The sequence below is a fragment of the Desulfitibacter alkalitolerans DSM 16504 genome, assembly GCF_000620305.1.
GTDB classification, from domain to species: domain Bacteria; phylum Bacillota; class DSM-16504; order Desulfitibacterales; family Desulfitibacteraceae; genus Desulfitibacter; species Desulfitibacter alkalitolerans.
Map to the genome: position 1 here is coordinate 1 of NZ_JHVU01000032.1, position 23245 is coordinate 23245.

25 protein-coding genes, 2 pseudogenes and 1 riboswitch are annotated in these 23245 nt (G+C 45.9%); of the genes and pseudogenes, 7 read left to right on the forward strand and 20 right to left on the reverse strand.

Features of this window, described 5'->3' with window-relative positions:
* The 15 genes and pseudogenes from K364_RS0105055 to K364_RS0105125 all read right to left on the reverse strand — a co-directional run.
* Positions 1–761: pseudogene (locus K364_RS0105055) on the reverse strand (tyrosine-type recombinase/integrase); the annotation flags it as partial.
* Positions 762–850: 89 nt separating this feature from the next.
* A complete protein-coding gene (locus K364_RS0105060; RefSeq protein ID WP_028306881.1) occupies positions 851–1081 on the reverse strand; it encodes a DUF6133 family protein in 231 nt (76 codons plus the stop codon).
* A 130-nt stretch (positions 1082–1211) separates the two neighbouring features.
* The gene (locus K364_RS0105065) at positions 1212–1427 is read right to left on the reverse strand and encodes a DUF6133 family protein (RefSeq protein WP_242841660.1); all 216 of its coding nucleotides are present in this window, start codon (positions 1425–1427) and stop codon (positions 1212–1214) included.
* A gap of 98 nt (positions 1428–1525) precedes the next feature.
* Positions 1526–1942: a SpoVG family protein gene (locus K364_RS0105070; RefSeq protein ID WP_028307115.1), complete on the reverse strand. Its 417-nt coding sequence runs from the start codon at positions 1940–1942 to the stop codon at positions 1526–1528.
* Positions 1943–1997: 55 nt separating this feature from the next.
* Entirely contained in the window at positions 1998–2564 is a 567-nt protein-coding gene (locus K364_RS0105075) for a YodL domain-containing protein (protein ID WP_028307116.1), read from the reverse strand.
* A gap of 16 nt (positions 2565–2580) precedes the next feature.
* The gene (locus K364_RS0105080) at positions 2581–3309 is read right to left on the reverse strand and encodes a hypothetical protein (RefSeq protein ID WP_028307117.1); all 729 of its coding nucleotides are present in this window, start codon (positions 3307–3309) and stop codon (positions 2581–2583) included.
* 41 nt (positions 3310–3350) lie between these two features.
* A complete protein-coding gene (locus K364_RS0105085) occupies positions 3351–7958 on the reverse strand; it encodes an S-layer homology domain-containing protein (protein ID WP_028307118.1) in 4608 nt (1535 codons plus the stop codon).
* A gap of 88 nt (positions 7959–8046) precedes the next feature.
* A complete protein-coding gene (locus tag K364_RS0105090; RefSeq protein ID WP_028307119.1) occupies positions 8047–8631 on the reverse strand; it encodes a hypothetical protein in 585 nt (194 codons plus the stop codon).
* Positions 8624–8917 (reverse strand): division/cell wall cluster transcriptional repressor MraZ, encoded by a 294-nt coding sequence (locus K364_RS0105095; protein WP_028307120.1) that lies wholly within the window; start codon positions 8915–8917, stop codon positions 8624–8626. The genes K364_RS0105090 and K364_RS0105095 overlap by 8 nt, the downstream gene beginning before the upstream one ends.
* Positions 8914–9363: a hypothetical protein gene (locus tag K364_RS0105100; RefSeq protein ID WP_028307121.1), complete on the reverse strand. Its 450-nt coding sequence runs from the start codon at positions 9361–9363 to the stop codon at positions 8914–8916. Before K364_RS0105100 ends, K364_RS0105095 begins: the two co-directional genes overlap by 4 nt.
* Positions 9364–9397: 34 nt before the next feature.
* A complete protein-coding gene (locus K364_RS0105105) occupies positions 9398–10330 on the reverse strand; it encodes a DNA adenine methylase (RefSeq protein ID WP_028307122.1) in 933 nt (310 codons plus the stop codon).
* A gap of 4 nt (positions 10331–10334) precedes the next feature.
* Positions 10335–10535 carry a hypothetical protein gene (locus K364_RS27820; protein WP_028307123.1) on the reverse strand — a complete coding sequence of 67 codons (201 nt, stop codon included), beginning with the start codon at positions 10533–10535 and terminating at the stop codon, positions 10335–10337.
* Positions 10536–10622: 87 nt separating this feature from the next.
* Positions 10623–11828 (reverse strand): antirestriction protein ArdA, encoded by a 1206-nt coding sequence (locus tag K364_RS0105115; protein ID WP_028307124.1) that lies wholly within the window; start codon positions 11826–11828, stop codon positions 10623–10625.
* Positions 11829–11889: 61 nt separating this feature from the next.
* Positions 11890–12216, reverse strand: a complete 327-nt coding sequence (locus K364_RS0105120; RefSeq protein WP_028307125.1) for a hypothetical protein — start codon at positions 12214–12216, stop codon at positions 11890–11892.
* Positions 12216–12725: a hypothetical protein gene (locus K364_RS0105125; protein ID WP_028307126.1), complete on the reverse strand. Its 510-nt coding sequence runs from the start codon at positions 12723–12725 to the stop codon at positions 12216–12218. Before K364_RS0105125 ends, K364_RS0105120 begins: the two co-directional genes overlap by 1 nt.
* A gap of 546 nt (positions 12726–13271) precedes the next feature.
* Between K364_RS0105125 and K364_RS27825 the strand changes: the two genes are divergently transcribed.
* The 7 genes from K364_RS27825 to K364_RS22900 all read left to right on the forward strand — a co-directional run bounded on the left by K364_RS27825 (position 13272) and on the right by K364_RS22900 (position 19498).
* Positions 13272–13604 (forward strand): LytS/YhcK type 5TM receptor domain-containing protein, encoded by a 333-nt coding sequence (locus K364_RS27825; protein ID WP_416338607.1) that lies wholly within the window; start codon positions 13272–13274, stop codon positions 13602–13604.
* Between the two features lie 202 nt (positions 13605–13806).
* Positions 13807–13897, forward strand: a riboswitch (NiCo riboswitch).
* Between the two features lie 100 nt (positions 13898–13997).
* Complete coding sequence (locus K364_RS0105135) at positions 13998–16535, forward strand: cation-translocating P-type ATPase (protein ID WP_028307128.1); 2538 nt, start codon at positions 13998–14000, stop codon at positions 16533–16535.
* Between the two features lie 4 nt (positions 16536–16539).
* Positions 16540–16833, forward strand: coding sequence for a hypothetical protein (locus K364_RS0105140; protein WP_126309280.1), 294 nt, complete (start codon positions 16540–16542; stop codon positions 16831–16833).
* A 153-nt stretch (positions 16834–16986) separates the two neighbouring features.
* The gene (locus K364_RS27830) at positions 16987–17268 is read left to right on the forward strand and encodes a zinc-ribbon domain-containing protein (RefSeq protein WP_242841661.1); all 282 of its coding nucleotides are present in this window, start codon (positions 16987–16989) and stop codon (positions 17266–17268) included.
* Positions 17261–18031: a protein kinase family protein gene (locus K364_RS22890; RefSeq protein WP_197723828.1), complete on the forward strand. Its 771-nt coding sequence runs from the start codon at positions 17261–17263 to the stop codon at positions 18029–18031. The genes K364_RS27830 and K364_RS22890 overlap by 8 nt, the downstream gene beginning before the upstream one ends.
* 23 nt (positions 18032–18054) lie before the next feature.
* A complete protein-coding gene (locus tag K364_RS22895) occupies positions 18055–18750 on the forward strand; it encodes a TVP38/TMEM64 family protein (RefSeq protein ID WP_051533815.1) in 696 nt (231 codons plus the stop codon).
* A 241-nt stretch (positions 18751–18991) separates the two neighbouring features.
* The gene (locus K364_RS22900) at positions 18992–19498 is read left to right on the forward strand and encodes a GGDEF domain-containing protein (RefSeq protein ID WP_126309279.1); all 507 of its coding nucleotides are present in this window, start codon (positions 18992–18994) and stop codon (positions 19496–19498) included.
* Positions 19499–19888: 390 nt separating this feature from the next.
* On the opposite strand, the pseudogene K364_RS27835 reads toward K364_RS22900, so the two are convergent.
* The 5 genes and pseudogenes from K364_RS27835 to K364_RS0105190 form a co-directional block, all read right to left on the reverse strand.
* Positions 19889–20459: pseudogene (locus K364_RS27835) on the reverse strand (AAA family ATPase).
* Between the two features lie 492 nt (positions 20460–20951).
* Positions 20952–21302 (reverse strand): hypothetical protein, encoded by a 351-nt coding sequence (locus tag K364_RS0105175; protein WP_028307133.1) that lies wholly within the window; start codon positions 21300–21302, stop codon positions 20952–20954.
* Between the two features lie 239 nt (positions 21303–21541).
* Entirely contained in the window at positions 21542–21667 is a 126-nt protein-coding gene (locus tag K364_RS27535; protein WP_277995548.1) for a hypothetical protein, read from the reverse strand.
* Positions 21657–21917: a type II toxin-antitoxin system Phd/YefM family antitoxin gene (locus K364_RS0105185; protein ID WP_028307134.1), complete on the reverse strand. Its 261-nt coding sequence runs from the start codon at positions 21915–21917 to the stop codon at positions 21657–21659. The genes K364_RS27535 and K364_RS0105185 overlap by 11 nt, the downstream gene beginning before the upstream one ends.
* 220 nt (positions 21918–22137) lie before the next feature.
* Positions 22138–23238 carry a plasmid pRiA4b ORF-3 family protein gene (locus K364_RS0105190; protein WP_422857202.1) on the reverse strand — a complete coding sequence of 367 codons (1101 nt, stop codon included), beginning with the start codon at positions 23236–23238 and terminating at the stop codon, positions 22138–22140.
* Positions 23239–23245: the final 7 nt, after the last annotated feature.

Genomic DNA, 23245 nt, shown 5'->3' on the forward strand with positions numbered 1-23245 from the left:
TCTGCGGGCAGCACAACCACTCTAAGGGGATTGTCCCGGCCTGACCGGGCGCTTTGTTTCCCCTTGGAACGTGAGGGCCGGATGGTTTGTTCCACCGGATCATAGTGCTGGAGCCGCATACTCAGCACTTCATCGATCCGGAAGCCCTCCAGCGTAATGCGGAATACCGCCTCATCCCGCAGCGTTTCAAAATGGCTGCACAGCGCATCCTTTTCCGCCTCCGAATACCACTTGATATATTCCCGGCGGGACTTTTGCCGCGGCAGGCTGCTGTCAAGAATATACTGGTAGTCGCAGGAATAAATTTGGCCATACAGGAAGGATTTCCGCGCCCTGTATGTATCTGTTTTGGTTTGAAACGTGATGTTGGTTTCGTAATTGTTGGCAAGCCATTTGTACATCTCGGTAATGGCTGTCAGGTACCTGCCGGCTGTGGCGCAGACAACCTCCGTTTCAAGGAATTTCAGCTTGAGTTCCTCAAGACCTCCATAAAGCAGATAGTGAATAAAGCTTTTCACATGCCTGTTGGTGGCGGTATCGTACTCCACGCCGATACTATGGAGATAATTCAGGTACACCACCAGCTTTTTGGCGTACTCTTTTCCGGTATTGGCATTTTGAAGGCTCCTGCTCTCGATCCATTGATTGATCTCAAACAGAGGAATCTGATAGTCGGTAATCATATGCCTGTAAACCATTCCGCCGGACTGTGTTTCAAAGGCAAAGCGCACAAGCTTGAACCTTTTCTTATCATTTTTCATGACATGACCCCTTTCTGACCAGGCGGATTATTTTTTGCCTGCTCAGAAAAAGTATAGCATGCCCTGTGTTTCACAAGAAAAGGATGCTCTTAACCGCCATAGTTGAACATGTCTTGAATACGGTCGCGTAATTCCGGCATAATCATTTCGCCAAAGAGAGCATAAAGCCCGGCGAGGAGCAAAGCGCCGATGACAACAGCAATTAAAATTTTAATTGCCGTATCCACAAAGCCTTCGCCGCGTTTATCCATTAATATCCGCCTTGTTCTTACTGCCATCTCAAAGGATTTGCCCTTGATAGAGTTGATAAAGTTTTTCATGGATGATCTTCCTTTCATATTTGAATTTTGGTTTGGTTTGCATATGATGAGAGGGAGAGGGAGGAAACCTTATTGAGAAAAGTTTTCCTCCCCCCAAACTCCCCCTCCTTCCAAAAGGAAAGGGGACTGTTTAAGCGTAGCACTTTCTATCGTGTTTATACCGTGAAGAAAAAAGCACCGTTTCTCCGAACAGGGCATAGAGCCCGGCGAGGACAAGCGCGCCGATTACAACGGCCATTAGGATTTTTATGGCGGTATCCACAAATCCCTCCCCGCGCTGGGAGCAGAGCAGGGTCTTTGCCGTGAGATACTTCAAAGTCAGATGGTCACGGATATTGACCGCCATGTTGGACAGGTTTCTCTTGATCTTGTTCAGGAATTTCTTCATATTAATTTACCTCCGATATTTTTGTTGTAGTTGTTGTGTGACAAGGATGGCGGGACCTATAGTCCCGTCATCTGCATGCCGGAGCGCTGCTCCGGCGTTTGTTCAAAAGGGGATACTTCCGCCTTCTGCTGGTTCTGTCCCTGGCTCTGCGTCAGAGCCTGATGGTAAGCGTCAATGACGACGTTGTTCAGCTGCTCCCGGAATTCCTTGGTTACCGGGAAGCAGATGTCCTTGTATTCACCGCTTCCGGCCTTGTAGCTGGGCATGGCTACAAACAGCCCCTTAGTGCTGTCCATCACCTTCACGTTGCGGATGGCAAAGCAGTCATTCAGATTGACGGATGCGATAGCACGGATATTGCCCTCCGGCCGGATGGAGCTGATTTTCACATCTACCTTCATGGGCAGGGGCTGTTCCGCGGCGGTCTGTGCATCCTGCTGGGGAGCCTTGGGTGCTGCCTGGGTTTTACTCATGGTCGATTCCTCCTTTTCATTAATAAAGCAGCCTTCCGGCTGCGAGTGACTTGGGTTACATACTCATCTGCGGGCCTTGCTCCAACTCTTGTCCCGATTCCTGAAACGGTATCTCCCGGAAGCCGAAGCGGTCGACATAGTGGAAGGAGTTGCCCGATTCATCATACAGCTCCACGACGTCCGACATAGAGAGGCTGTGCCCTTCGTAGCTGGGCGGGTGGTCCAGGTTGAATTTAGCATAGAGTTCCTCCAGATCGTTGGTTTCCACTTCGCCGTCGTATACCACTTGGTAATTGGAAGGGTCAGGCTCCCCGAAGCGCTCCGTGAGTTCGTCGTATCCGATGAATTTCATCATAATATCGGCATCCGGCTTCAGCTGATGCACCCTGCATTTCTTCAGCACCTGCAGGTTGCCCTCCGGGTCGAGCTTACCCGTCGCCAGACGGTCAAAGGTACCGGGCCTCCACTCAATGTTAAGCCCTTTGGTGTTTGAAAGATAAGATTTCAGCTCATCGTTTTCAAACATCGGGTCCACTATGGCCGTTGCCCGTTTGGTGTCAAGATAGCCCGCCGTATTGCCATAGTAGAGAATGCGGTTGTTTTTGATTTGGATTCCGTTCATATAGCACCTCCTTGCGTCACATTCCTCCCATTGTCTGCTCCATGCCGGATTCCTGGGATGCAGACTCCTGAGAAGTCCATCCGGTCATGGATTTGATGACCATGGCTTCCTCCTGCAGTTTAGAAACTCCCAGCTTTTCGTTGTTGTAATCGGCCAGCTCTCGGTTCTTTACCGGATCGCCGGTATCCCAATCCGATTTGTAGTAGCCGGTTTCGCCATGCTTGATGCAGATCAGGCTCCCATCACTGGACAGGGTGGAAAAACACATTTCCGGTAAATCCTGTTCTGTATCCAGGAGCTTTTGAAGCTTGTTCATATCCTGCTGACGCTTGTCGTAGATATATAGATAGGCATTGTAATCGCCCTGGATCGGCGTACACCGCAGGCAATAACGGTAATGCTCGCTTTCGGCAACAAACCCGTAGCTTCCTCTGGAGCCGTCACCCAGCCTGCCGTCACCATGGCCGCAGCAATATTCTGACATTGCCGAAAGATCTCTCAATGGTCCGGTTTTGCGGAGCTCATCCACGAAGGACTGAAGCTCCGACTTGAATTCCGGTGTATTCAGCGCGTCTTCGTTGTGCGGCCACCAGGTTGACCAGAACTCCCTGCCGTCATGCCCAAAGTCCACGCGCATATGTCCGACCGTGCCAAGCTCAGCATCTTTCGCATCCTGAGAATAGAACAGCCCCGCTTCCTCAATCGAAGCGGGGCGCAGACAAAGCCTCCGGTTTTCAGCGCTCATTGGTGATTCCTCCTTTTCTGTTTTCCGTAAATTCCGCCGAGTTACTGGAAATAGAACGTAACGGAATAGGTGATGTTTGACTTGTTATACATGCACGTATGGTTCGTGTAGTAGTAGAACTCCAACTGGCTGTAGATTCCGGCCGCTAGAGTACGGCTAAAGGTGATGCCGTTGGTGGTGGTCTGGTAATCCAGTTGGTCCCACTGCCCGGTCAGGACGTTGTACCCGCGGACGCGGCCGTAATCCTGACCGCTGTGCCCGTCAACCGGCGGCACTGTAAAGGTATAGCTGGTGATGGTCGCTCCTGCGATGCCTTGCTCCAGGATGACCGATTCCGGTCCGGTCAACGTCATGCCGCCTCCATGGTTGGGGTCAGCAACGAAGAACACAATAGCCGCCCAGGGTGATTCAGCTCCGGTGGAGTCCACCGCCTTGACGCGCACCACATTCTTGCCCAATGGATAGGCGGTACTGGTCTGTGCCGGCCTGCCCTCCCACACATAGGTTATGGCGTCGCCGTCCGGGTCGGTGCTGCTTGCCGTGATAGTGATTGCTACGCCGGGAGCTATACTGTTGCCATCCGGCGTTCGGGTAATGACGGGTGTGGTCGGCGCCGAGTTGGTCACGGTGAAGGAGATGGCAGTCCAGTCGGAATAAAGCCCCCAGGCATCCTTTGCCCGGACATAGACTGTATGGTTGCCCACAGCATAGTAGCTGTCGGAGGTGTTTCCGGAGTATTCCAGGGTAACGGAATCCCCGTCCGGGTCGGAAGCGTAGGCATAGAGGTTGACCAGGAGATTACCATCCTTGGCTGTTCTGGTTACCGAGGCGCTTCCTGAAGGCTTGTTTGGCGCGCTGTTGGTGATGGTGATGCCCTGCGAGTAGCTGAAGGTTCTGCCTGCGCTGTCAGTGGTGCCGGCCGTCAGGACATAGCTTCCTGTGGCGCTGATGGCAATGGTGCCGCCGCTGTTTGACAGACTTCCTGTGTAACTGGCCGTGCTGCCGTCCCTGATCAGCGACCAGTTGAGGGTTCTGCCCTCCAGCCCGGAGGTCGATGGTAACGACACGCTGAATCCGGAACCGATATGTGCAGAGGAAGGAACCGTAAAAGCAAAGCTGGCGATGGGCTTGATTGTTCCGGCATTGGAGGTAAAGGTGAATTTTCGCCCGTTGGTGTCGGTGACTACTGCCTGCAGCTTCACGGAAATGGTTTTATCCGTATTGAACCGTAGGGTGCCGCCACTCATTCCAAGGGTTCCGGTGGCATAATCCGTGTAGGGCGTAAAAGCACCCCCATCGACGGAAAGGTACCAGTCTGCCGTGACTCCGCTCAGCTCGGTACCGGAGGCAGTAACTGCCAAGGATTCGCCGCTGTAGGTCAGCGACGGGATGCTGATGCTCATAGTCGGGATGGGGGATATTGTGAAGCTCCGGCTTCTCGTAAACGTGCGGCCGGTGGGGTCCGTCATGGTCAGGATAAGTTCATACTGCCCCTTCGTGGGGAAGGTGATCGATCCACCATCCTTGGTCAATGTCCCGGTCGCATAGGCTGAATACGGCTTTGCTTCGCCATTGCCCTGAATGATCGTCCAGTCTGCGGTGAGGTTATCCAGATCGGTACCGCTGACGCTGACAGTCCCGGCTTCCCCAGCGTACCAGGGCTGCGGGATGCTGATGCTCATGGTCGGGATGGGATACACCGTGAGGCTCCGGCTTTCCGTGAAGGAGCGGCCGTTGGTATCCGTCATCGTGAGGATAAGTTCATACTGCCCCTTTGCCGGGAAGGTGATCGTGCCGCCCTCCTTGGTCAAAGTGCCTGCAGCGTAAGTGGAATAAGGCTTTGTATCTCCATTTCCTTGCTTAATAGTCCATCCCTCGGTGAGGTTTTCTAGATCGGTTCCGCTGATGCTGACCGTTCCTGCTTCGCCGGCATGCCAGGTCTGCGGGAGGCTGATTGACATCGTTGGGATGGGAAAGACGATAAAGCTCTGGCTTCGTACAAAGGTGCGGCCGGTGGGGTCTGTCATTGTGAGAATCAGCGTGTATTGTCCTTTTGTCGGGAAGGTTATAGTCCCGCCTGTTTTCGTCAGGGTTCCGGAGGTATAAATGTTATAGGGCTGTGTACCGCCGTCGCCCTGAATGACCGTCCAGTCTGCGGTGAGGTTATCCAGATCGGTACCGCTGACGCTGACCGTTCCTGCTTCTCCGACATACCAGGTCTGCGGGAAATTCAGCAGAACGGACGGGATGGGATAGACTGTGGTGGAGGAGCTGTAAGAGAACACCCGGCCCAGGGCGTCCGTCATGGAGGCCGTCAGGGTGTATTCTCCAACATCCTTGAACTGGATTTTGCCGCCGTAAGCGTTCAGGCTGCCCTCCAGCGCGTCGGTGAGCTCTGCCGGCTTGCCATCCTTTGTGAGCGTCCATTCCACCGGTAGCACGTTGTTGTTGCCGCGGGTCCGAAGGTCAACGGTGCGGTCGGTATGCGTCGATGCCGGCAGCTCGAAGGAAATATTCAGAACCGGCAGGACTTCGATCTTACCGCCATCCTCATAGAGGAACACACGCCCGGTTTCATCGGTGATCCTTGCAATGAGCTCATAGGTTCCGGCGTGTTTAAAGCGGATGGTTCCGCCGTTGTTGTCCAGAGTCCCGTTGATGTAGGTCGCAAGATCCTGGAATCCGAAGCCGTTCTCCAACAGCCATTCCACTTTTAAGTTCCCTAATTCCAAGGTTTCTGGAATCACAGAAACAGCGGTATCGGTGTGGGCGGTTTGCGGCAGCTTGTAAGTGATGCTGGGTACAGGATAGACCTTGATGGGTGCGGTATAGCTGTAGGTTCTGCCTGCAGGGTCGGCAAAGGCGGCTTTCAGCACATATTCGCCCTTTTCCTTAAGCCTGATGGTGCTGTTTGTATCCGTGAGCGTTCCTTCGATGCAGTCGGCAACAGGTACGGCTTCGCCGTCTTTTGCCAGCGACCACTGGATTTCGGCAGTCCCAAGATTCTGGAATGTTGCCTTTACAAGAACACTCGTATCGGTATGCGCGATCTCCGGCAGATAGAAACCAACGGAACCCACAGGGTAGACCGTGACGGTCTGTGAGGCTTCGAAGGTACGGCCGGTTTCATCGGTGAGGGTTCCGGTCAGCATGTACACGCCCTTGTCCTTGAACCGGATGTTTCCTCCCGCATCGGTCAGGGCGCCCTCCAGCTCGTCGGATAGCACAGCGGCTTCACCATTCTTGGTCAGGCTCCACACTACAGACAGGCCGCCGTTTTCAGTCAGCGTGGTGGCTACCTCCACGGTTTTGTCCGTATGGGAAGCAGCGGGCAGCGTGAAAGCAATACCGACTATCGGGTAAACCTTGGTGCTCTCTGTATGCGTAAAAATGCGCCCGGTTTCATCGGTTATGGTGGCGGTCAGCTTATAGCCGCCCTTGGTCTTGAAAACAAAGATGCCGCCGTCATTCCCCAGCGTACCATCCAGTATGTCTGTAGTCTGGACGGCTTCTCTGTCCTTTTCTGCCGTCCACATGATGTCGTGGTCGTATAGCTTTTCCAGCAGGAAGGTAAGGGTGACCGACTTGTCAGTGTGAGTAGTTTCCGGCAGGTCAAAGGTCAGGTCAATCACGGGATAGACCGTCACAGTTTTGCTTAAGACCGTTTCTTTTCCTCTGGCGTTTTTCGCCGTTGCCGTGAGAGTGTATTTGCCTTCCTCCTTAAACTGGATTGTACCGCCCTCCAGTCCCAAGCTGCCGGTGACGGCGTCTGCCAACTCCACCGGCTGTTCAGAGCCGTCCACCGCTGTTTTCGTCATTGTCCAGGTGAAGCTCTGCATATATTTCCACACGGGCATCACCTTGATCTCAGTATCGGTGTGTGCAGTTTCGGGCAGGTCAAACCGCACCTGTGCATCCGGGACATAATAGGAGCCGCCGCCTGAACCACCGCCCGGCGTGGGTGTCGGTGTCGGGGTCGGAGACGGGGTTGGTGTCGGCTGTTCCTTATCCGGGTCGGTAGGCGTCGGTATCGGTGTCGGCGTAGTGGTATCGGTTGCCGGGGTTGTTGGGGATGGTGTCGGTGTTGCTGGTTTCGGGTCGGCCTTGTCAAACATGTCATCGGCTTCTCCTTTGGTCACCGGGTCGTTCGGATGGAGCTTGTTATCCTCCGTATCCCCGATGATACCATCCTCCTTTCCAACAATGACATAGCCCTTGTTATCGTCCGCGATATCCGACTGGTCATCGTAGCCGCTGTGTCCTTGGGTGTTTTTCGCTTCCTCGTCCTGGCCCTTGGCCCGCACCATCATTTTAATGATCTCGGCGCGGGTGATGGGCTCGTCGGGTTTGAAGCCGTCCGGGTAATCGGCAGGGTCAATGATGCCGGTGTCAACGAGGGCCTCGATGTACTTCTCCGCCCAATGTCCGTCGATGTCGGGAAAGCTGGGCGTGTCTTTTTCCGATCCGGTGGTGTCCAGCTTCAGCTCCTTTGCCAGTTCCGCGGCAAATTCCCCGCGGGTGATGATATCGTTCTGCCCTATGAACAGTTCAGGATGCAGGCGATAGGCAATATAAAAGCCGCTGGTCACCAGCAGCACTGCCAGAAGAAATACCGCGAGGATACATTTCCTTTTGTCTTTCAGGTTCATAAATTTTTCATACCTCTCTTCCTTTTAAATTTGATTGTGAAAAAGCCGGAATCATATTCTTGATTCCGGCTTTAAGTCCTTAATATTTTCATAGCTTCAGCTCCATGCCTCCCGGCTCCTGCCCATCGCGGTGTGCATCCAGTATCTCCTGCGTGGGGTAGATGACCTTTCCCTCTACCATTTCAAAAACGCAGAAGTCATCGCGGTCACAGATCATGATCCTGTGCTGGTAGTCCTTCTGCATCTCGATGTAATCCTGTACCTCCTTGGAGCTGCACAGCCATACGCCGGAGGTGTAGCGGCCGTCCGGCAGGTAGCAGTAGCCGCTGAACTGCGGCTCGTTGCCCTTTAAATCCAGTGCGCCGATGGGCCGGATTTGAGAGAGCTGGAGGCGGGCCTTCTCAGAGAGGGCTTCCGGTTTTGCGATACCGAAGACGTCGCTCCGGTTCCAGCGGACATGTTCGCCATCCGCAAGAGAGACAGTGAAAATGGAACGGCCAATGGGATAGGGATTGCTGCCGTTGCCTCCGGTGCAGAAATAGAGCTGCCGTTCCGCGTTTCGGTATTCCTCCGGCAGTGCGGAGGAGTGAAGAACAATCACTTTTCCCGCGATGGACATGTCATAACCGACCTGCCGGCAATCCTCCTGTGTTAATAGGGTCTTATCACTCATGTCGTTGTCCCTTCCTCTGCTCAACGAGTTCCAGGAGCTTTGCGGCAATGGAAATCTGCTTTTCCTCCGGCATCTCCCGGATGGCGGCATGGACATAAGCTTCCACTGCCTCCGGCGACATGTCGCCCACCTCAATGAGATCGACCTTCTTCACGCTGACGGTTCCCTGGCTGACGCCGACCTTGACGATATCGCCGTAGTCCATGCCGGAGGCTGTGCGGAGCTCCTTGGGGATGAGGACGCGGCCTTTGCCGTCCATGATCTTGTAAATCGGTTTTGCTTTCATACGAAATAGCCCTCCTTTTTCATGACCTCCCGAACGGTTTCGGGGTGGACGCCGAAGGATTGGAACAGGGTCTTAAGACCATCCGGCAGGCGGTTCAGGATATCCGACTCCTTGATGATGATGGCGCCGGGAACACAGGTGACGTCCAGATCGCTGTCGATGGGAATGCCTGCGGCGTTTAAAAGCTCATGAGGAAGCGCGAAGTCATCCTCCGCTTCACCGTCCTCCGGTTCCTCATCCTCGTCACAGTCCGGAGCGAATGCAAAGGTTACCGGGGTATCTGGCGAGACGACCATCACCGGGCAGGGAAGCAGTCCTTCCTCTGAAATCGCCAGGGTCACGGTCATCTCTGAGTCTGGCTGGATAGCCGCCGCGTTGATGAATTCCATGGGCAACGGCAGGCGGCCTTCCTTGTCTACGCAAATACGTTTTTCAATCAGTTTCATAATGGTTTTCCTCCTAAATTTGATTTTTGAATAGTTATTCCATGCCATAAAATCCGGCAAGGTCGAAGAGCCCCAGCTGGGTCGGCATATCCCGCAGCCGTTCGCCGGTGTCGTAGTTGGAGATCAGGACTTCGGCATACTCGCTGCCGTTATCATAACGCTGGGCCAGATTGTTCAGGCGGCTGACCGATTCAATCTGGAAGTCCTGATATAGCTCCCGTATGAATTCACAGTCGTTGTAGCTTACCAGACACTTGCCCTGACAACCTGCCAGCGCATCCCGCAGACGGTAGTGATCCTCCTTGAGAAATTCCACCGCATAGTGACCTTCTGTCAAATAGTACGGCGGGTCGCAGTAGATAAAGGCGTTCTCCCGGTCGTATTGCTTGATTACATCCTCGAAGTCCTTATTCTCGATGACGGTATCCTTTAATCTTCGGCTGCCCTGCCAGAGCAGATGAAAGGTCTTACGGATATCGAAGGGCTGGCAGCCGTAGCTGGTACAGCCGCTTCCGTAACTGTAGCGTATGAGCTTAAAGAAGGCAGCGGCGCGTTTGATGTCATTCATCTGTGCCTTCTCAATGAGGATGGTTTTGATTTCCTCGAACTGGATCGGAGTCAGCTGCCGCTGAGCCAGCTCCAGTTCCTTCAGCATAAATTCGCTGGTGAATTCCTCCTTCTCCAGATATCGTTTTAGGACCATAAACTCGTCGCGGCCGTTTAATGGAAGGAATCCCAGTTCCGTCAGGAACGCCATCGGCTGGTCACGGACACAGCGGAACAGATTCGTCAGGTCGGAATTATAATCGTTGTACACCTCCATGACCGCGTTCAGGGGACGCCCAAACAGCACCCAGCCTCCGCCGCCGAAGACTTCGACATACCGCCCGTATTCCTTAGGCATCCTTTGGTAAATGAGATCCCGCAATGCTTTCTTGCCGCCCACCCAGCTGATGATGCTGTTCATCGCATCACCTGCCTTTCTTTTTGCCGTGTATCCGATCCAGGTCGGTCTTTAAACAGGAACCGTCGGGACTCCAGCAGATAAATCCGACGCCGGGATAAGGACAGCCCTCGCAGCGGGAAGGCTCCTTCGGGGAAGGTATCGTAAACTTCGGAGGTCCGGTGATCTCCGCGACTGTTTTTTCTTCTGTTTTTAAATCATGATTCATAGCTTCAGCTCCTTCCTCGGAAAACAAAAAAGGCGCTGCCTTTTTTGTAAAGACAGCGCCATTCTGTTCCGATATGTAGTTGGCCGGTCAACGCATCTGTTGGCCGGTTTGCTTGATGGAAAAGTCCAGGGTCATTTCCTGGTTGTTGCGGCGGATGATGCCATAGGGAGTAGTGATGGCTTTTGCTTCCTGCATCCATTTGGAATCGCAGCGTGAAAAGTGGAGCAGCTTCAAGTCGGGATCGCTTTCCGGAATGTGATAGCGTAGGAGGAATTCCTGCCTTGCATATTCTTCTGGTGAGGATAGGTCAGGATTAAAATCATAGCAGTCCAGGTTTCTGGTCAAGTCCAACGCCTGGTCGATGTCCGAGCAATCGCTGATTTCCAGGGCAGCTTTGAATTTCGGAAGCTCTCCGGCGTTCTCCAGTTCTCGGATACGTTCGGCAAGGAGATTCATTTTATCAATGTCCTCACTGAAAGAGAAAGCCTGCTCCAGCATCGGAATGGGACTGGAGCAATGGGTAAACACACATTCCTCCAGTGATACCGCACCCAGCTGCTCCAGTGCCGCGAGGATTTTCTTATCTCCAGCCGGCAGGAGAAGCGGCACAGTCTTATCCGGTTCCTTATCTTCCATATTAAAATCCGCCTCGGCTAGCTGGAGTTTGAAAATATATGGTGCTTCCTCCGGGAGATCGGGAAGGTGAGCGCCGTCATAGATTTGGTTCATAACACCGGAGCCATGCACTACATAATAACCATTCTTGAATATACCGCCTTCCGCTTTCCGCTGCTCATAACCGATTTTCTCATAGTCCAGCAGCTCCAGCAGTTCCTTCTGATACTCCGGCGGTATATGATTGACCGCGTCGATGAAGTCGTTGTCCACATAGAATTTTCCGAGCTCCCGATCATTGTTCACGGGAACCACATGGACATCCTCCAGACTATAAGTTAGATTAATGAGTGCTTTCATGTCCGGCCGTTCATCGCCCATCGCCACACACCCGTTGAAAGCCAGCAGGTCATGCGTGGGCAGATCGCTGATGCGGTGTGCCAAAAAATTTAGTTTGTCGAGGGAAGGCTTCTCCTGAATGAAGTTCAGTTCCTCGCCCTGCATATTAAAGCACTCGACAATTTGATATGGCAGACCGTCCCTGATCCGGGCGCGATCCATTGCGTCCTGTATCTCGTCCCGGCTGGCGGGAAGGTTTAGGTAAGCACCGACATATCCCGGCGCGTCATATAAGTCCGACCGCATGAGTGTAACGATCATCACTTTTTCTTTCTGCATTTGATCAACTCCTTCTGAAATAAAAAAGCGCCCTTCAGTTTCAGGTAGAAACCAAAGAGCGCTACATGTTCATCTGCAATCCCTGGTCGGGATAGAGGATAGCGAAGCGTGCAGTCTGCAGCTTTTCCGCCTCACCGTTTTTAATAATTTCGTTGTGTGAGCCGATCCACTGTAAGTCCTCCAGAGCAGCTAGCTCGGGCGGGCCTTGTCCATACCGGAAGGATTGGACAACCACAGAGATATATTCCGAGCAGCCGCAGTCCTCTACCAGCTCCTGATATGTCTGCGATCTTTGTATGTCCTCCACTTCAGGGATGCCGCCCATGATGGCAACGTCGCGGATGCCGGTATTGGTTTCCAAACCGATGAGTGAAAATATCTTGCTCATCACATCCCTCCCATCACGGGACCGCCGTGTTCAAGGTCGGGAGCTTTGTTTTTCATTTCATTCTCCAGCTTAAGGGAATAGTTTTCATGATTCCAAAAACTGACGTAAATCTCGCCGTCAGGAGTTTTGATGGGACGCTGCTCGAAACCTTCGCCGTATCCGTCAGAATTTTGTCCAGAGACATAATCCAAGAGTGCGGCAACTTCTTCGCCGGAGAGGGGCTCCTTCAGTCCGGCATTCATAACTCCCCACAGCTCGCCGTCAACAACCTCCACTGATGGATAAAGGCTATACACTTTTTTGTTGAGAGCTTCGTCGTGGATATATTCGGCAAGACCTCGATCGTTTTCGAAGAAACGATTCTCCTTGGCAATGGCAGCGAGAATCTGATCCTCATATGCCACAGCTTCCCTGGGAGAAAGTTCTTCCTGATCATCTTCCGAGCAGTCGTACTGAGGATAGGTGATGAGCTTCAGAGGAAAAAAGAATCGCATGGTTTCATTTGACATCGTGTTGTCCTCCAATCTTTTTGAGTTGTCAGTGCTTTCAGGGAAATAAAAAAAGGGCTATGCTTTTCGTTTTTAGAAAAACATAGCCCACATTTTTTTAGCTCAGTGCCAAAAAGACACTCCATTTTTAGCCTGTAAATAAAAATAAAAACATCAAGATATCCTCATAACAGGAATATTCAAGTTAACTAATATAGAAAACATAGCCTTTATCGTGGGCGTGTTGACAAATCGGATAATAGAACTGATCGGCATCAGTGTTGCCCATGACCAAGACCACGTATCTGCCAGAAAAAACTGCTTTAGAGCGATGGAAAGCAGTTACGAAATGTGATATATTTTTTCTTATATGTATGTTATAAAATTATGATGATGAACAAATCAAAGAACACAAAAGGGTATAAGTGAAAAATGTATGAATTTGCGAAAGAATTGTTTTTTAACGCCACGATCATGATATCGTTTATTACTTTGAGTAACCAATTATTTAGAGAAAAAATTGCAACACCTTCTTCAACAATGCATAGGAAAGTATTAACTGGGTTAATGGCGGGGTTGCTAGGTTGCCTGCTAATGGTTTTCAGCGTACATGTTACGTCTGATATATATCTTGATTTGCGCAATCTGCCGATAATTATGATGGCGCTATATACGACATTTCCGTCAGCAATTGTTGCGTCATTAGTAATAGGACTGTTTCGTATAGCATACTTTGGCATAAACCAATCATCTATTATTGCTTTTGTCGCCGCAATTTGCATAGGTATAGGATGCGGATTAATAGGAAAGTTAAACATTAGAAGGTCGGTAAAGTGGATATTGTCTATATTGATAGCATTCATTATTGCTGCATTGCCAATGGCTGTTGCTTTGTCATAGGCTTTCAAAAATAGTATGTTATCAATCAATTTCAAATTAATGCTGAGGAATATGTCAGCGACAAAGGAGAAAATGCTGAAGCGATTAATCACAATTAGTAACTTAAAACTTATAAACTATATGAATATGAGTATTTTAACTTGACATAGCCATAATTTGCATGGTATTCTCTTAATAATCTCTTTGCACTGCATATAAATCTACAGTACAATCTGATCAGGCGATGAACTTTGTAAAAGTTCATGGGGCTGGGCCTAATTAGGCAGCAGGTGAATACAACCTGTGGGACAGTAAAATGTTCCACAGGTTTTTTTTATATCTATTTTGGGACATATCTGAAGATTGCAATGCCATAGAGCTATCTTATAACAAGAAAAATTGGAGGTAACTATTATGACAGATGAAAAGATCAACAGGCTGAAGGGGCTGACAACCTCAGAGGCAACAAAGCTTCAAGAACAGTACGGCAAGAATGAGCTAGTTCCGGAAAAGAAAGAAAATATATTTCATAAAATCTTTCAAGTCATCACAGAGCCAATGTTTTTATTACTGATCATTGCAGCAGCAGTCTACTTTATACTTGGAGAGCCAAAAGACGGAGCAATCATGCTCGTATTTGTAATCGGGATAATAAGCATTGAAGCAATTCAGGAATGGAAAACAGATAAGACACTGAAGGCATTGAAGGACTTATCGGCTCCTCGTATCAAGGTGCTGCGTGATGGGGAAGAAAAGATTATCAACAGTGTGGATTTGGTTCCTGGAGATATCATGTTCATAGCGGAAGGTGTCAAAATTCCGGCAGACGGAACTGTTGTAAGGGCAAGTACGCTATGTGTTGACGAATCCTCTCTCACTGGAGAATCGCTTGGTGTCTGGAAAGTGACTAGCGATAATTATGTTAATGAAAACAATGATTATTGGCGACGTGATTATTGCTATGCAGGAACCCTTGTTACACAGGGTACAGGTACTGTTTTAGTTGATAAAATCGGACTTTCTAGTGAGTATGGAAAGATCGGCAAGGATATCGCTGTTGCCCCGATAGGAGATACACCTCTTCAGAAGCAGACAGGCCGATTGGTAAAGCTGAGCGGTATGATTGCTGCGGTGCTGTTTGTTTTGGTTGGTGTTGTTACATTCTTTAACATTCCTGATCACATAATTAAAAGCAGAGTTATTGAAAGCATACTATCAGGAATTACCCTTGCAATGGCTATGATTCCAGAGGAGTTTCCAGTTATATTGACGGTTTTCTTGTCCATGGGTGCTTGGAGGCTTGCAAAAAAACAATCGCTTGTAAGAAGGCTTCCTTCAGTTGAAACCTTAGGTGCAGTATCTGTTCTGTGTGTCGATAAGACAGGCACAATAACACTAAACAAAATGTCAGTTAGAGAAACCTTCAGCACCTCAGGCGATGAAAAATACATATCCAAGATAATGGGTATGGGCTGCAAGCCTGACGCGTACGATCCTATGGAAAAGGCTATGATCGCTCGATGTGAAGAACTGGGGATTTCAAGAGAGCTTCTTTTTAGCGGGCAGCTGCTAAAAGAATATGCCTTCACTGATGAATTAAAAATGATGGGCCATGTCTGGAAGAATGGAACTGAGATTGTAGTTGCCGCGAAAGGCTCTCCTGAGCGTATTCTTACAATATGCGACATTTCTCCCGACGAAAGAAAAATAGCCGAAGATAAGATTTACGAAATGTCCAAGCAAGGTCTTCGTGTGATTGCGATTGGCCAGATGGTTATCCAAAATAAAAATGAAATTCCGGATACCCTCCTGGACTGCAAGCTAGAGCTTCTGGGAATGGTAGGTCTTGCAGATCCGCCGAGAGAATCGGTAAAAGAAGATATCAAGACCTGTACAAAAGCCGGAGTTCGAGTGGTTATGATAACCGGGGACAACGGAATTACAGCAAGCTCCATAGCAAATCAAATCAATATGCCAAATAGCGACCATATAATAACTGGTGACGAACTCAATGAAATGAGTGACGACGAGCTGAGAGAAAGAGTGAAGGATGTTAGCGTCTTCTCTCGTGTTCTTCCTGAACATAAGATGCGAATTGTGAAAGCCTTTAAAGAAAATGGCGAAGTGGTAGCAATGACTGGAGATGGTGTTAACGACGCGCCAGCACTGAAATATGCTGATATTGGAATAGCAATGGGCAAGCGTGGCTCGGAGGTTTCAAGGGAAGCTGCAGACCTGATACTTCTGGATGATAACTTTTCAACAATTGTTGATACTATTAAGGATGGCAGAAGGATATATGACAACATTAAAAAGGCAGTTGGGTATGTATTTACTATCCATATACCTATAGCATTTGCTTCACTTCTTGCGCCTTTTATGGGGATAAGTCCTACGAGCCTCTTGCTTCTTCCGCTGCATGTAGTTTTGCTGGAGCTAGTAATTGACCCGACCTGCTCAATTGTATTAGAGCGCCAGCCTGCTGAGTCTAACATTATGCAAAGGCCACCACGCAATCCAAAAGAAAAGCTTTTAACAGCAGCAATGCTATCCAAGAGTGTAATGCAAGGCTTAGTAATATTCGGAGCATCCTTTGCAACGTACTACCATTTCATAAATATGTATCCGGAAAATGCACCTCTTGCAAGAACGATGGGGCTAAGCATTATATTCCTTTCCAATGTTCTGCTTGTGCAAGTAAACAGTTCAAATACAGAGTTTGCCTTTAGAACTTTTATCAGACAGATAAAGGATAAAGTAATGTGGGGTGTTATCATTGGCACTTTAGCCGGACTGCTTATTATGCTTTATACGCCACTTAGTGGATTTTTGAAATTAGCACCGTTGTCTTCAGAGCAACTGCTGCTTTCGGCTGGAATCTCATGTATAGCGGTGCTGTGGTATGAGTTGGTAAAACTTTTCCGAAAAGTCATTTTCAAGCAGGAGGCTTAGAGTGGTGAAGGATGATAATAAAGCATTGAGATATGTTAGGAAGAACATCATTCTTGATTCTATACTCTTTATATTTATGGCGGGATTAGCTGTTAGTTGGGATTCGGATTTGCATCCTATTCTTGGCATAATAGTAGTGATATTAGTATTGATTCATATTGCTTGGCATCAAAAACAAATAAAAGTAATGTTTCGCCAGGCTTTTCCAAATTTAACTATACAAAGACCAATAAAAACGATGCTTTTAGTTTTAGGCCTTATAGCCCTGATCCTATCGCTATTCATGGTATTTGAATAGACAGCATTTTTCAAACAAGTAAAATAAAACAATTGAAAGAGGTGTAATAGAATGAGTTTTTTTTCAAAATCATCAAAAGGGAATCACTATAGGCAAGGTAATTATGGAAGTAATCATTATCAGAAAAAGGGTATATTTGGCAACTTGCTTAATATGTTTGGTTCGGGAAGTGGTTCTGGGGGGCACTACAATAATTACGGGAACCAACCTTACCCGCCACAACAGGGCTATCCTCAAGGGCAGCAGAATCCATCATCAGTTCAGCAAAATACACTCGCATGTAATAAATGCAATTCCCGGGTTCCAGCAGGGTCGAAGTTTTGTCTGAACTGTGGTGAACAGGTCAAAACGGAGTTGTATTGCCAAAATTGCGGAGGAAAAATGCCACCCAATGCTAAATTTTGTAACAATTGCGGAAATAAGTTGAATGGTTGAGTTGATGCGATGTTTTAGTGAATTAAAACATCGAGGGAAAAAATACGGGGAATATACAATTGAGGAAGTAGCCGGTGAAGGAAGATACGGCTTGTGCTTTCATGCTAAAAACGACCATGGACAAAGGGTTGTTCTTAAAAGATTCAAACCTAGTATCTTTGCGCGAAATTCAGATAAGAATGCACATGAGGCAGTCATACTCTCAAAGCTCAGGGACTATCGAATCCCTGAGCTTCTGGGTGTGATAAATGAAAAATCATTCTATGCGTTTGTATTGGAGTTGAAACCTGGAATTACTCTAAAAGATATGCTTTTTAAGTATAATTATAAATTTTCAGATGAGGAAATATTTGATATTGGGATTAAGATCATAAACATAATCAAATATCTGCATGAAAATGGTGTGGCCCATAGGGATATAAGGATACCTAATGTTCTCGTTGATCAAGAGGATGTATATCTTATTGACTTTGGATTAGCCAGATTTGCAGATAATAACCTATATAAATATGATCTAGATTATTCTTATTTTGGTGACTTACTTCTTTACTTGATTTATTCCTCTTTTCAAAAGAAAGATAAAAAAAGGCAGCCTTGGTATGAGGAATTACCATTAAAGGAAAAGCAACAGCATTTTTTAAAGAGATTAATGGGGCTTGATATTATATATGAAAGCATCACCGATATTGAGACGGATTTTAATGATGCGTTTACTATTGCCAAGGATTGTACAAGGGCACAGACAAATTTCGAATTTGAATAAAAGGATCGGTAAGGTAAAATGAAATGTTGAAAAAACTCCAGGATATTGATAAAAAAACAAAAATCAAGTTCTCTATCCTTCTGATCTTTTCAGTAGTAATTGTGGCATTTATCCTAAGCAATTATGATTGGATTTTAAACAAACTAAATGATGCAGAGACGATAAGACAATATGTTCTTTCTAAAGGGTTCTTAGGATTTATCTCATTTGTTGTTATCCAGGCGTTACATGTTTTGCTGGTTGTGATACCAGGTGATATATTCAATTTCACTGGAGGTTACGTTTTTGGTATTCCGATAGGCTTTGGCTTGTCGATACTGGGTATTATGGCCGGAACAATGAGCGCATTCTTTATTTCTAAAACCTTGGGTGCTGAGTTTGTATCAAAATTGGTACACCATGATAAATTGAAAAAAATAAGCGACTTGGTTAACTCAACTAAAGGCTCATTCGGTATCATGATTATTTGTCTGCTTCCATTCATCCCCAAGGATTTACTGGTGTATATAGCAGGATTGACTCCTATAAAAGCTTCACGATTTTTCTTGATATATGGAATGTCAAGGATACCTGGAACACTAATTTGGGTTTCAGCTGGATCACAGACTCAAGAAAATAATTTGCAGGGGCTAATATTAACCTTTGTTGCATTGGCCTGCTTTATTGGTGTTGGTGCTTTGCTGCAGAAAAGGTACGGGAAAAGTTTATTGAAGAGTTAAATCAATAAGTATTTCATGGGAGTGTTTATTATGCCGATGGATTTATTTGCTATGCACACCCCTGAAAAATGCACACCCCCTTACCTTGAAATCGTTTGACATAGGCTTTTCATTTTTACTAAAAAACTTAATAGTGCTTAAAGATGTGCTTATATCTTATTACGGTATATTTGCGGCGTCTTCCTTCCTGTTATACTTTTTATTGGAAAATACTACTGAAGCGAACAAGATATATAGTCAAATGAAAGATGACGCTAAGAAAGATTTTTTAACCGGATTGAACAATGTCAGGCAATTTGACACGCTATTAAATAAAGCCATTAACGAAGCAAATGAAAGAAATGAAAATCTCTCGTTTCTTTTTATTGATGTTGATTTTTTTAAAAAAGTAAATGACACTTACGGGCATACTGAAGGAGATCTTGTCTTAAAACAACTAGGCGATATCATCAAAAATACTTGCCGGAGTTTTGATATTGTTTCCCGAAACGGAGGCGAGGAGTTTTCAGCTATACTTCTTGATTGCCCGTTAGATCGAGCTGTCAAAGTTGCTGAACGCGTTAGAAACAATATTGAGCATCATGGTTTTATTTTGAGCACTGGCCAAGAGATAAAAATGACTGTATCAATAGGCGTTTCGTCATATCCGGAAGATACATTAGATGCCGACAAGCTTGTAGAATACTCTGATATTGCTCTATATAATGCAAAAAGAGAAGGCAGAAATAATGTAAGCACAAAAAAATAGCGGCTGCATGAGGGTTTACGAACGTTATGGTCATGAGAGGGTTTGTCTGGAAAGTACGGTATTTAGCCTAAGCATAAATACAAAGGCATCAAGATTTGCTGTCCTGATGCCTTTGTATTTTCCTGTATGAAATTGTAATTTTGGAGGTCATTTCTCTCCAACGACCCTTTGTCATCTATGAAAACGGCCAAAAAAACGGGCCAAAATTTGCACTTTTTTGCTTCGATTTTTGTTCATTTTTGGCTTGCAAACCACAACATCTTGTGGTCAAAGTCTACTTTTTGTCCTCCGAACCACATTTCGTCATCATTATTATCGTTTCAACGTGCCTTGAGGATACAAAAAAGATGCCGCTTGCAACTATTAGTCCCTTGGCGGCAATTATTTGTGTTATTCAAACTCACTCTTGTGTCTCTCAAAAAAGTTATAGAAATACCTTACGTTCTCGAGTTCTGTCCATTTTGTCACCTCTAATTCCCTTGAATCAAGATTATAGATTTTTGCATTTAATGTCCCTAACATAAATGGTGAATGTGTAGAAATAATAAACTGGCATCCCAATAGCCTTGACATTTCATTTATCTTCTCAGCTAACTGTGTTTGATTTGCAGGCGACAAGGATACCTCCGGCTCATCCAACAAATAAAGTGCATTTGATTCAACAAAATCATCAACCATCTTCATCTTCACCTAAAGTATAACTGCATTCATCTATGAACTTTGTAAAGTAATGTATAATTCCATACTGATTGCTGGTAGCGTACTCTTGTCCTTCAATCTGCAACTTATTTGCCATAATATTCAGCATCGTAGATTTCCCAGAAGCATTATTGCCATATAATACTGTAATTGGACTGAAAAATAATGATTTCTCTACTTTATTACTAAACACATTATATGGATAAATATTCGGATTGCTTACTGTCTCCTTTGAAAATAAAAAGCTGCTTAAATATATTATAGATTACACCTTCTCTCATGAAATTGAATTCTAATGGCTTCGAAAAGAGAATCTGCAAATTTTTTCATCATTCTGGCTCTTTATCTTTCCCTCTTAAATACTTCAACATTGCCTCATCAAAGTTAGAGACATAATCCCTATCCTGTTGAATACGTAAGTCTTGCTTTTTCTCTTGGGCTTCATCCTTGGGTTTTGGGACGAAGCAGAACTTTTTTAAGAAAGGCAGGGCTTTATTTTAAAAGCAGAAGTTTATTTTGGGACTATAACTTTTTTTCGTAAGCGTCAAACGACGGTTAGATTTAATACATCATGGTTAGGGGTTGCTGAATGGATTATTTAAACCGCAAAATCCGTTCAACTGTAGATGAAATCTGCGTACCGATCGGCTAAATGCTGATTTATAGCCGATTACAGCCCTTAATCATTGATGAGTGGCTAAAATATGGTATCTAAAAATTCCTCTTTCCCTTTAAAATCTTCATATAAACTACATCAAAAATCAAACAGAGCCGATGCATCAAATAGGATGTCATTTGGCATACACACTTTATGTTTTTCACAAAACGAATTTATAAATTCTCTTGTTGGCTCCTTATGGTTCTGATATTCTTGTGCAAGTTCGATTTTTATTTCTTCACGTTTTGAAACAGCCTTTTCTGCATCCACATAAATAATTCCGTATAATATGCCATATGAAAAGTATATTTCATATAATCCTTCTTTTGAAGAAAATAAACTCACTTCGATTTTTCCATCATATACTTCATTAATTTCCATATAGGTATTCTTATAATGCCTGTCCTCTTCTGAAAAATAATCGGTCACATTTTCCCAATTATACAAATCTACATACCTCACTTTCATCTTCTACACAATTTGATTTCAACCTCAGCGTGAAGTTTTTAGGCCATTTCACCTTTCAAATATTTCTTTTATGTGAATAATCAGATCTCTGTCGTTTAATTCACGATGACTTATAGGCCTGTTAAGCCACTCGTAGTATGTGCTCCTACCTATTTCTAAGATTTGGCACATCTTCTTGACGGGAAATTCGGAGCTAAGTTCTTTTATTATTAAATACTTTATTTCACGTCTCTGCTAAAGATGGCCATGGCTTTTTTTAGCATTGCATTTTCAATCTCAATGTTATAAACAATATCATCAATATCCTTATGAGCCTCTTTTGTAATGACAAGTTTATAAGCCATATTTCTCTCTTGTTTTTCTTAAAGATTCAAATCCATCCATTACTTCACCTTTATCAATAGACTGCTCCGCTTCATCTAACTTTTTGTATATATCATTCATTAACATAGTTTTCTCGTAGGTCTCCATGCTCATGATAACCATATCCCCATAGCCATTTTTTGTTATAAACACAGGTTCTTTCACTTTACGGCACAATTCCGATAGTTCGCTGGTCTTCTTTAAATCCCTAATAGGAATAATTTGAGGCATAATTTTCATCTCCTTTTATTCTCTGTGGGTCAATTATATCATAATTATGCCCTATTTACGATTTTTATTAACTTTATGCCCATTAAATTAAACGACCCACCCTGGGACACATTATTAAGAGGTGCGGGCGGGATCTGTTACTAATATTATACTAAAATAACCCATTAAACTGTAATACTTCCATGAATACGCTCCAAGAGCCCATGTGTCATTAATTAGATTATACCTTTATGACTCTGGGGCGGCTTTTCCAATCAGTGAGCTCTATTGTCCAATACTTTGCCCATTCCTTCATTTCGCCATACTCCGGATGATTCGGATTCAGCATAATTTCTCGGAAGCTCACAAATCCTCCCACACCGCCCACATCTTCAGGTGGAGTTTGACCACTTGCTTCCAGCAAATAGGGTGATTCCTTGTCATACTCCTCGATCACACGAACAAGCTGGATTTCATGTTCCCAGTTATCCTCCATATCATAAGTATAGATCATATGCTTGTGCTCTGAAAAAAACTCCGACAAGGTATGTCCTTTCATTAAAGTAGCATTCTCATCATACTCCAGATCCTCCTCAAATGGAACTAGCCTGGCAACCGCTTCACCATTGTAGTCATCAAAGATGGTAAAATCATAAAGGTGATAACTCTGCCAGCTAAACACCGATTGCAACACCTTGTGTAAGCGTGTAAATTCTATATCAGCAGGTACAATAATTCTCCGCACCGCTTTGTATACTTCCAGATCAAGTGTAATCATCAATTCAAAGGCACGATATTTATAAGCTTGCTTTCCTGTAAGTTCAGAAAGTGCATTAATCATTGATTTGTAAGGGTAAAACCCCTCGTTATTATTACCAGAACAATTGACAATACGGTAATTTGCAGAAACACCAACTGTATCACTAAACATTTTTGCAATGCCATTATATTCATTTCCAACATGATAAGCACATTCCTGTCCTGCTTTTGCTACCCACGACGCTGTTTGTCTGTTACGATTTTGCGTAAACTCCACCTCGCCTGCCAATTGCATATATTCCTCTACTAGATCTGGGTTTAAATTCATGGACAGCAGTGTATTTGAAATGGCCGTTCTCATCATTTCCGCTACATTTTTTAAATCCTTCCGCTTAACTTGGTAAATAGCAACGGTAAAGCGCGTGGCGTTGTTAACCAACACAAGCATATCCTCCACTCTACGATTATCCCAAACCTTTGTCCAATTTGCTGTCCAAGAAAAAAGTGGATTTCCATTTTCATGTGCCGCTGGAGGATTTACGCCCATGGCCTCCGATAGTTTTTTAGTAAGTGCAATTTGTATATTTTCA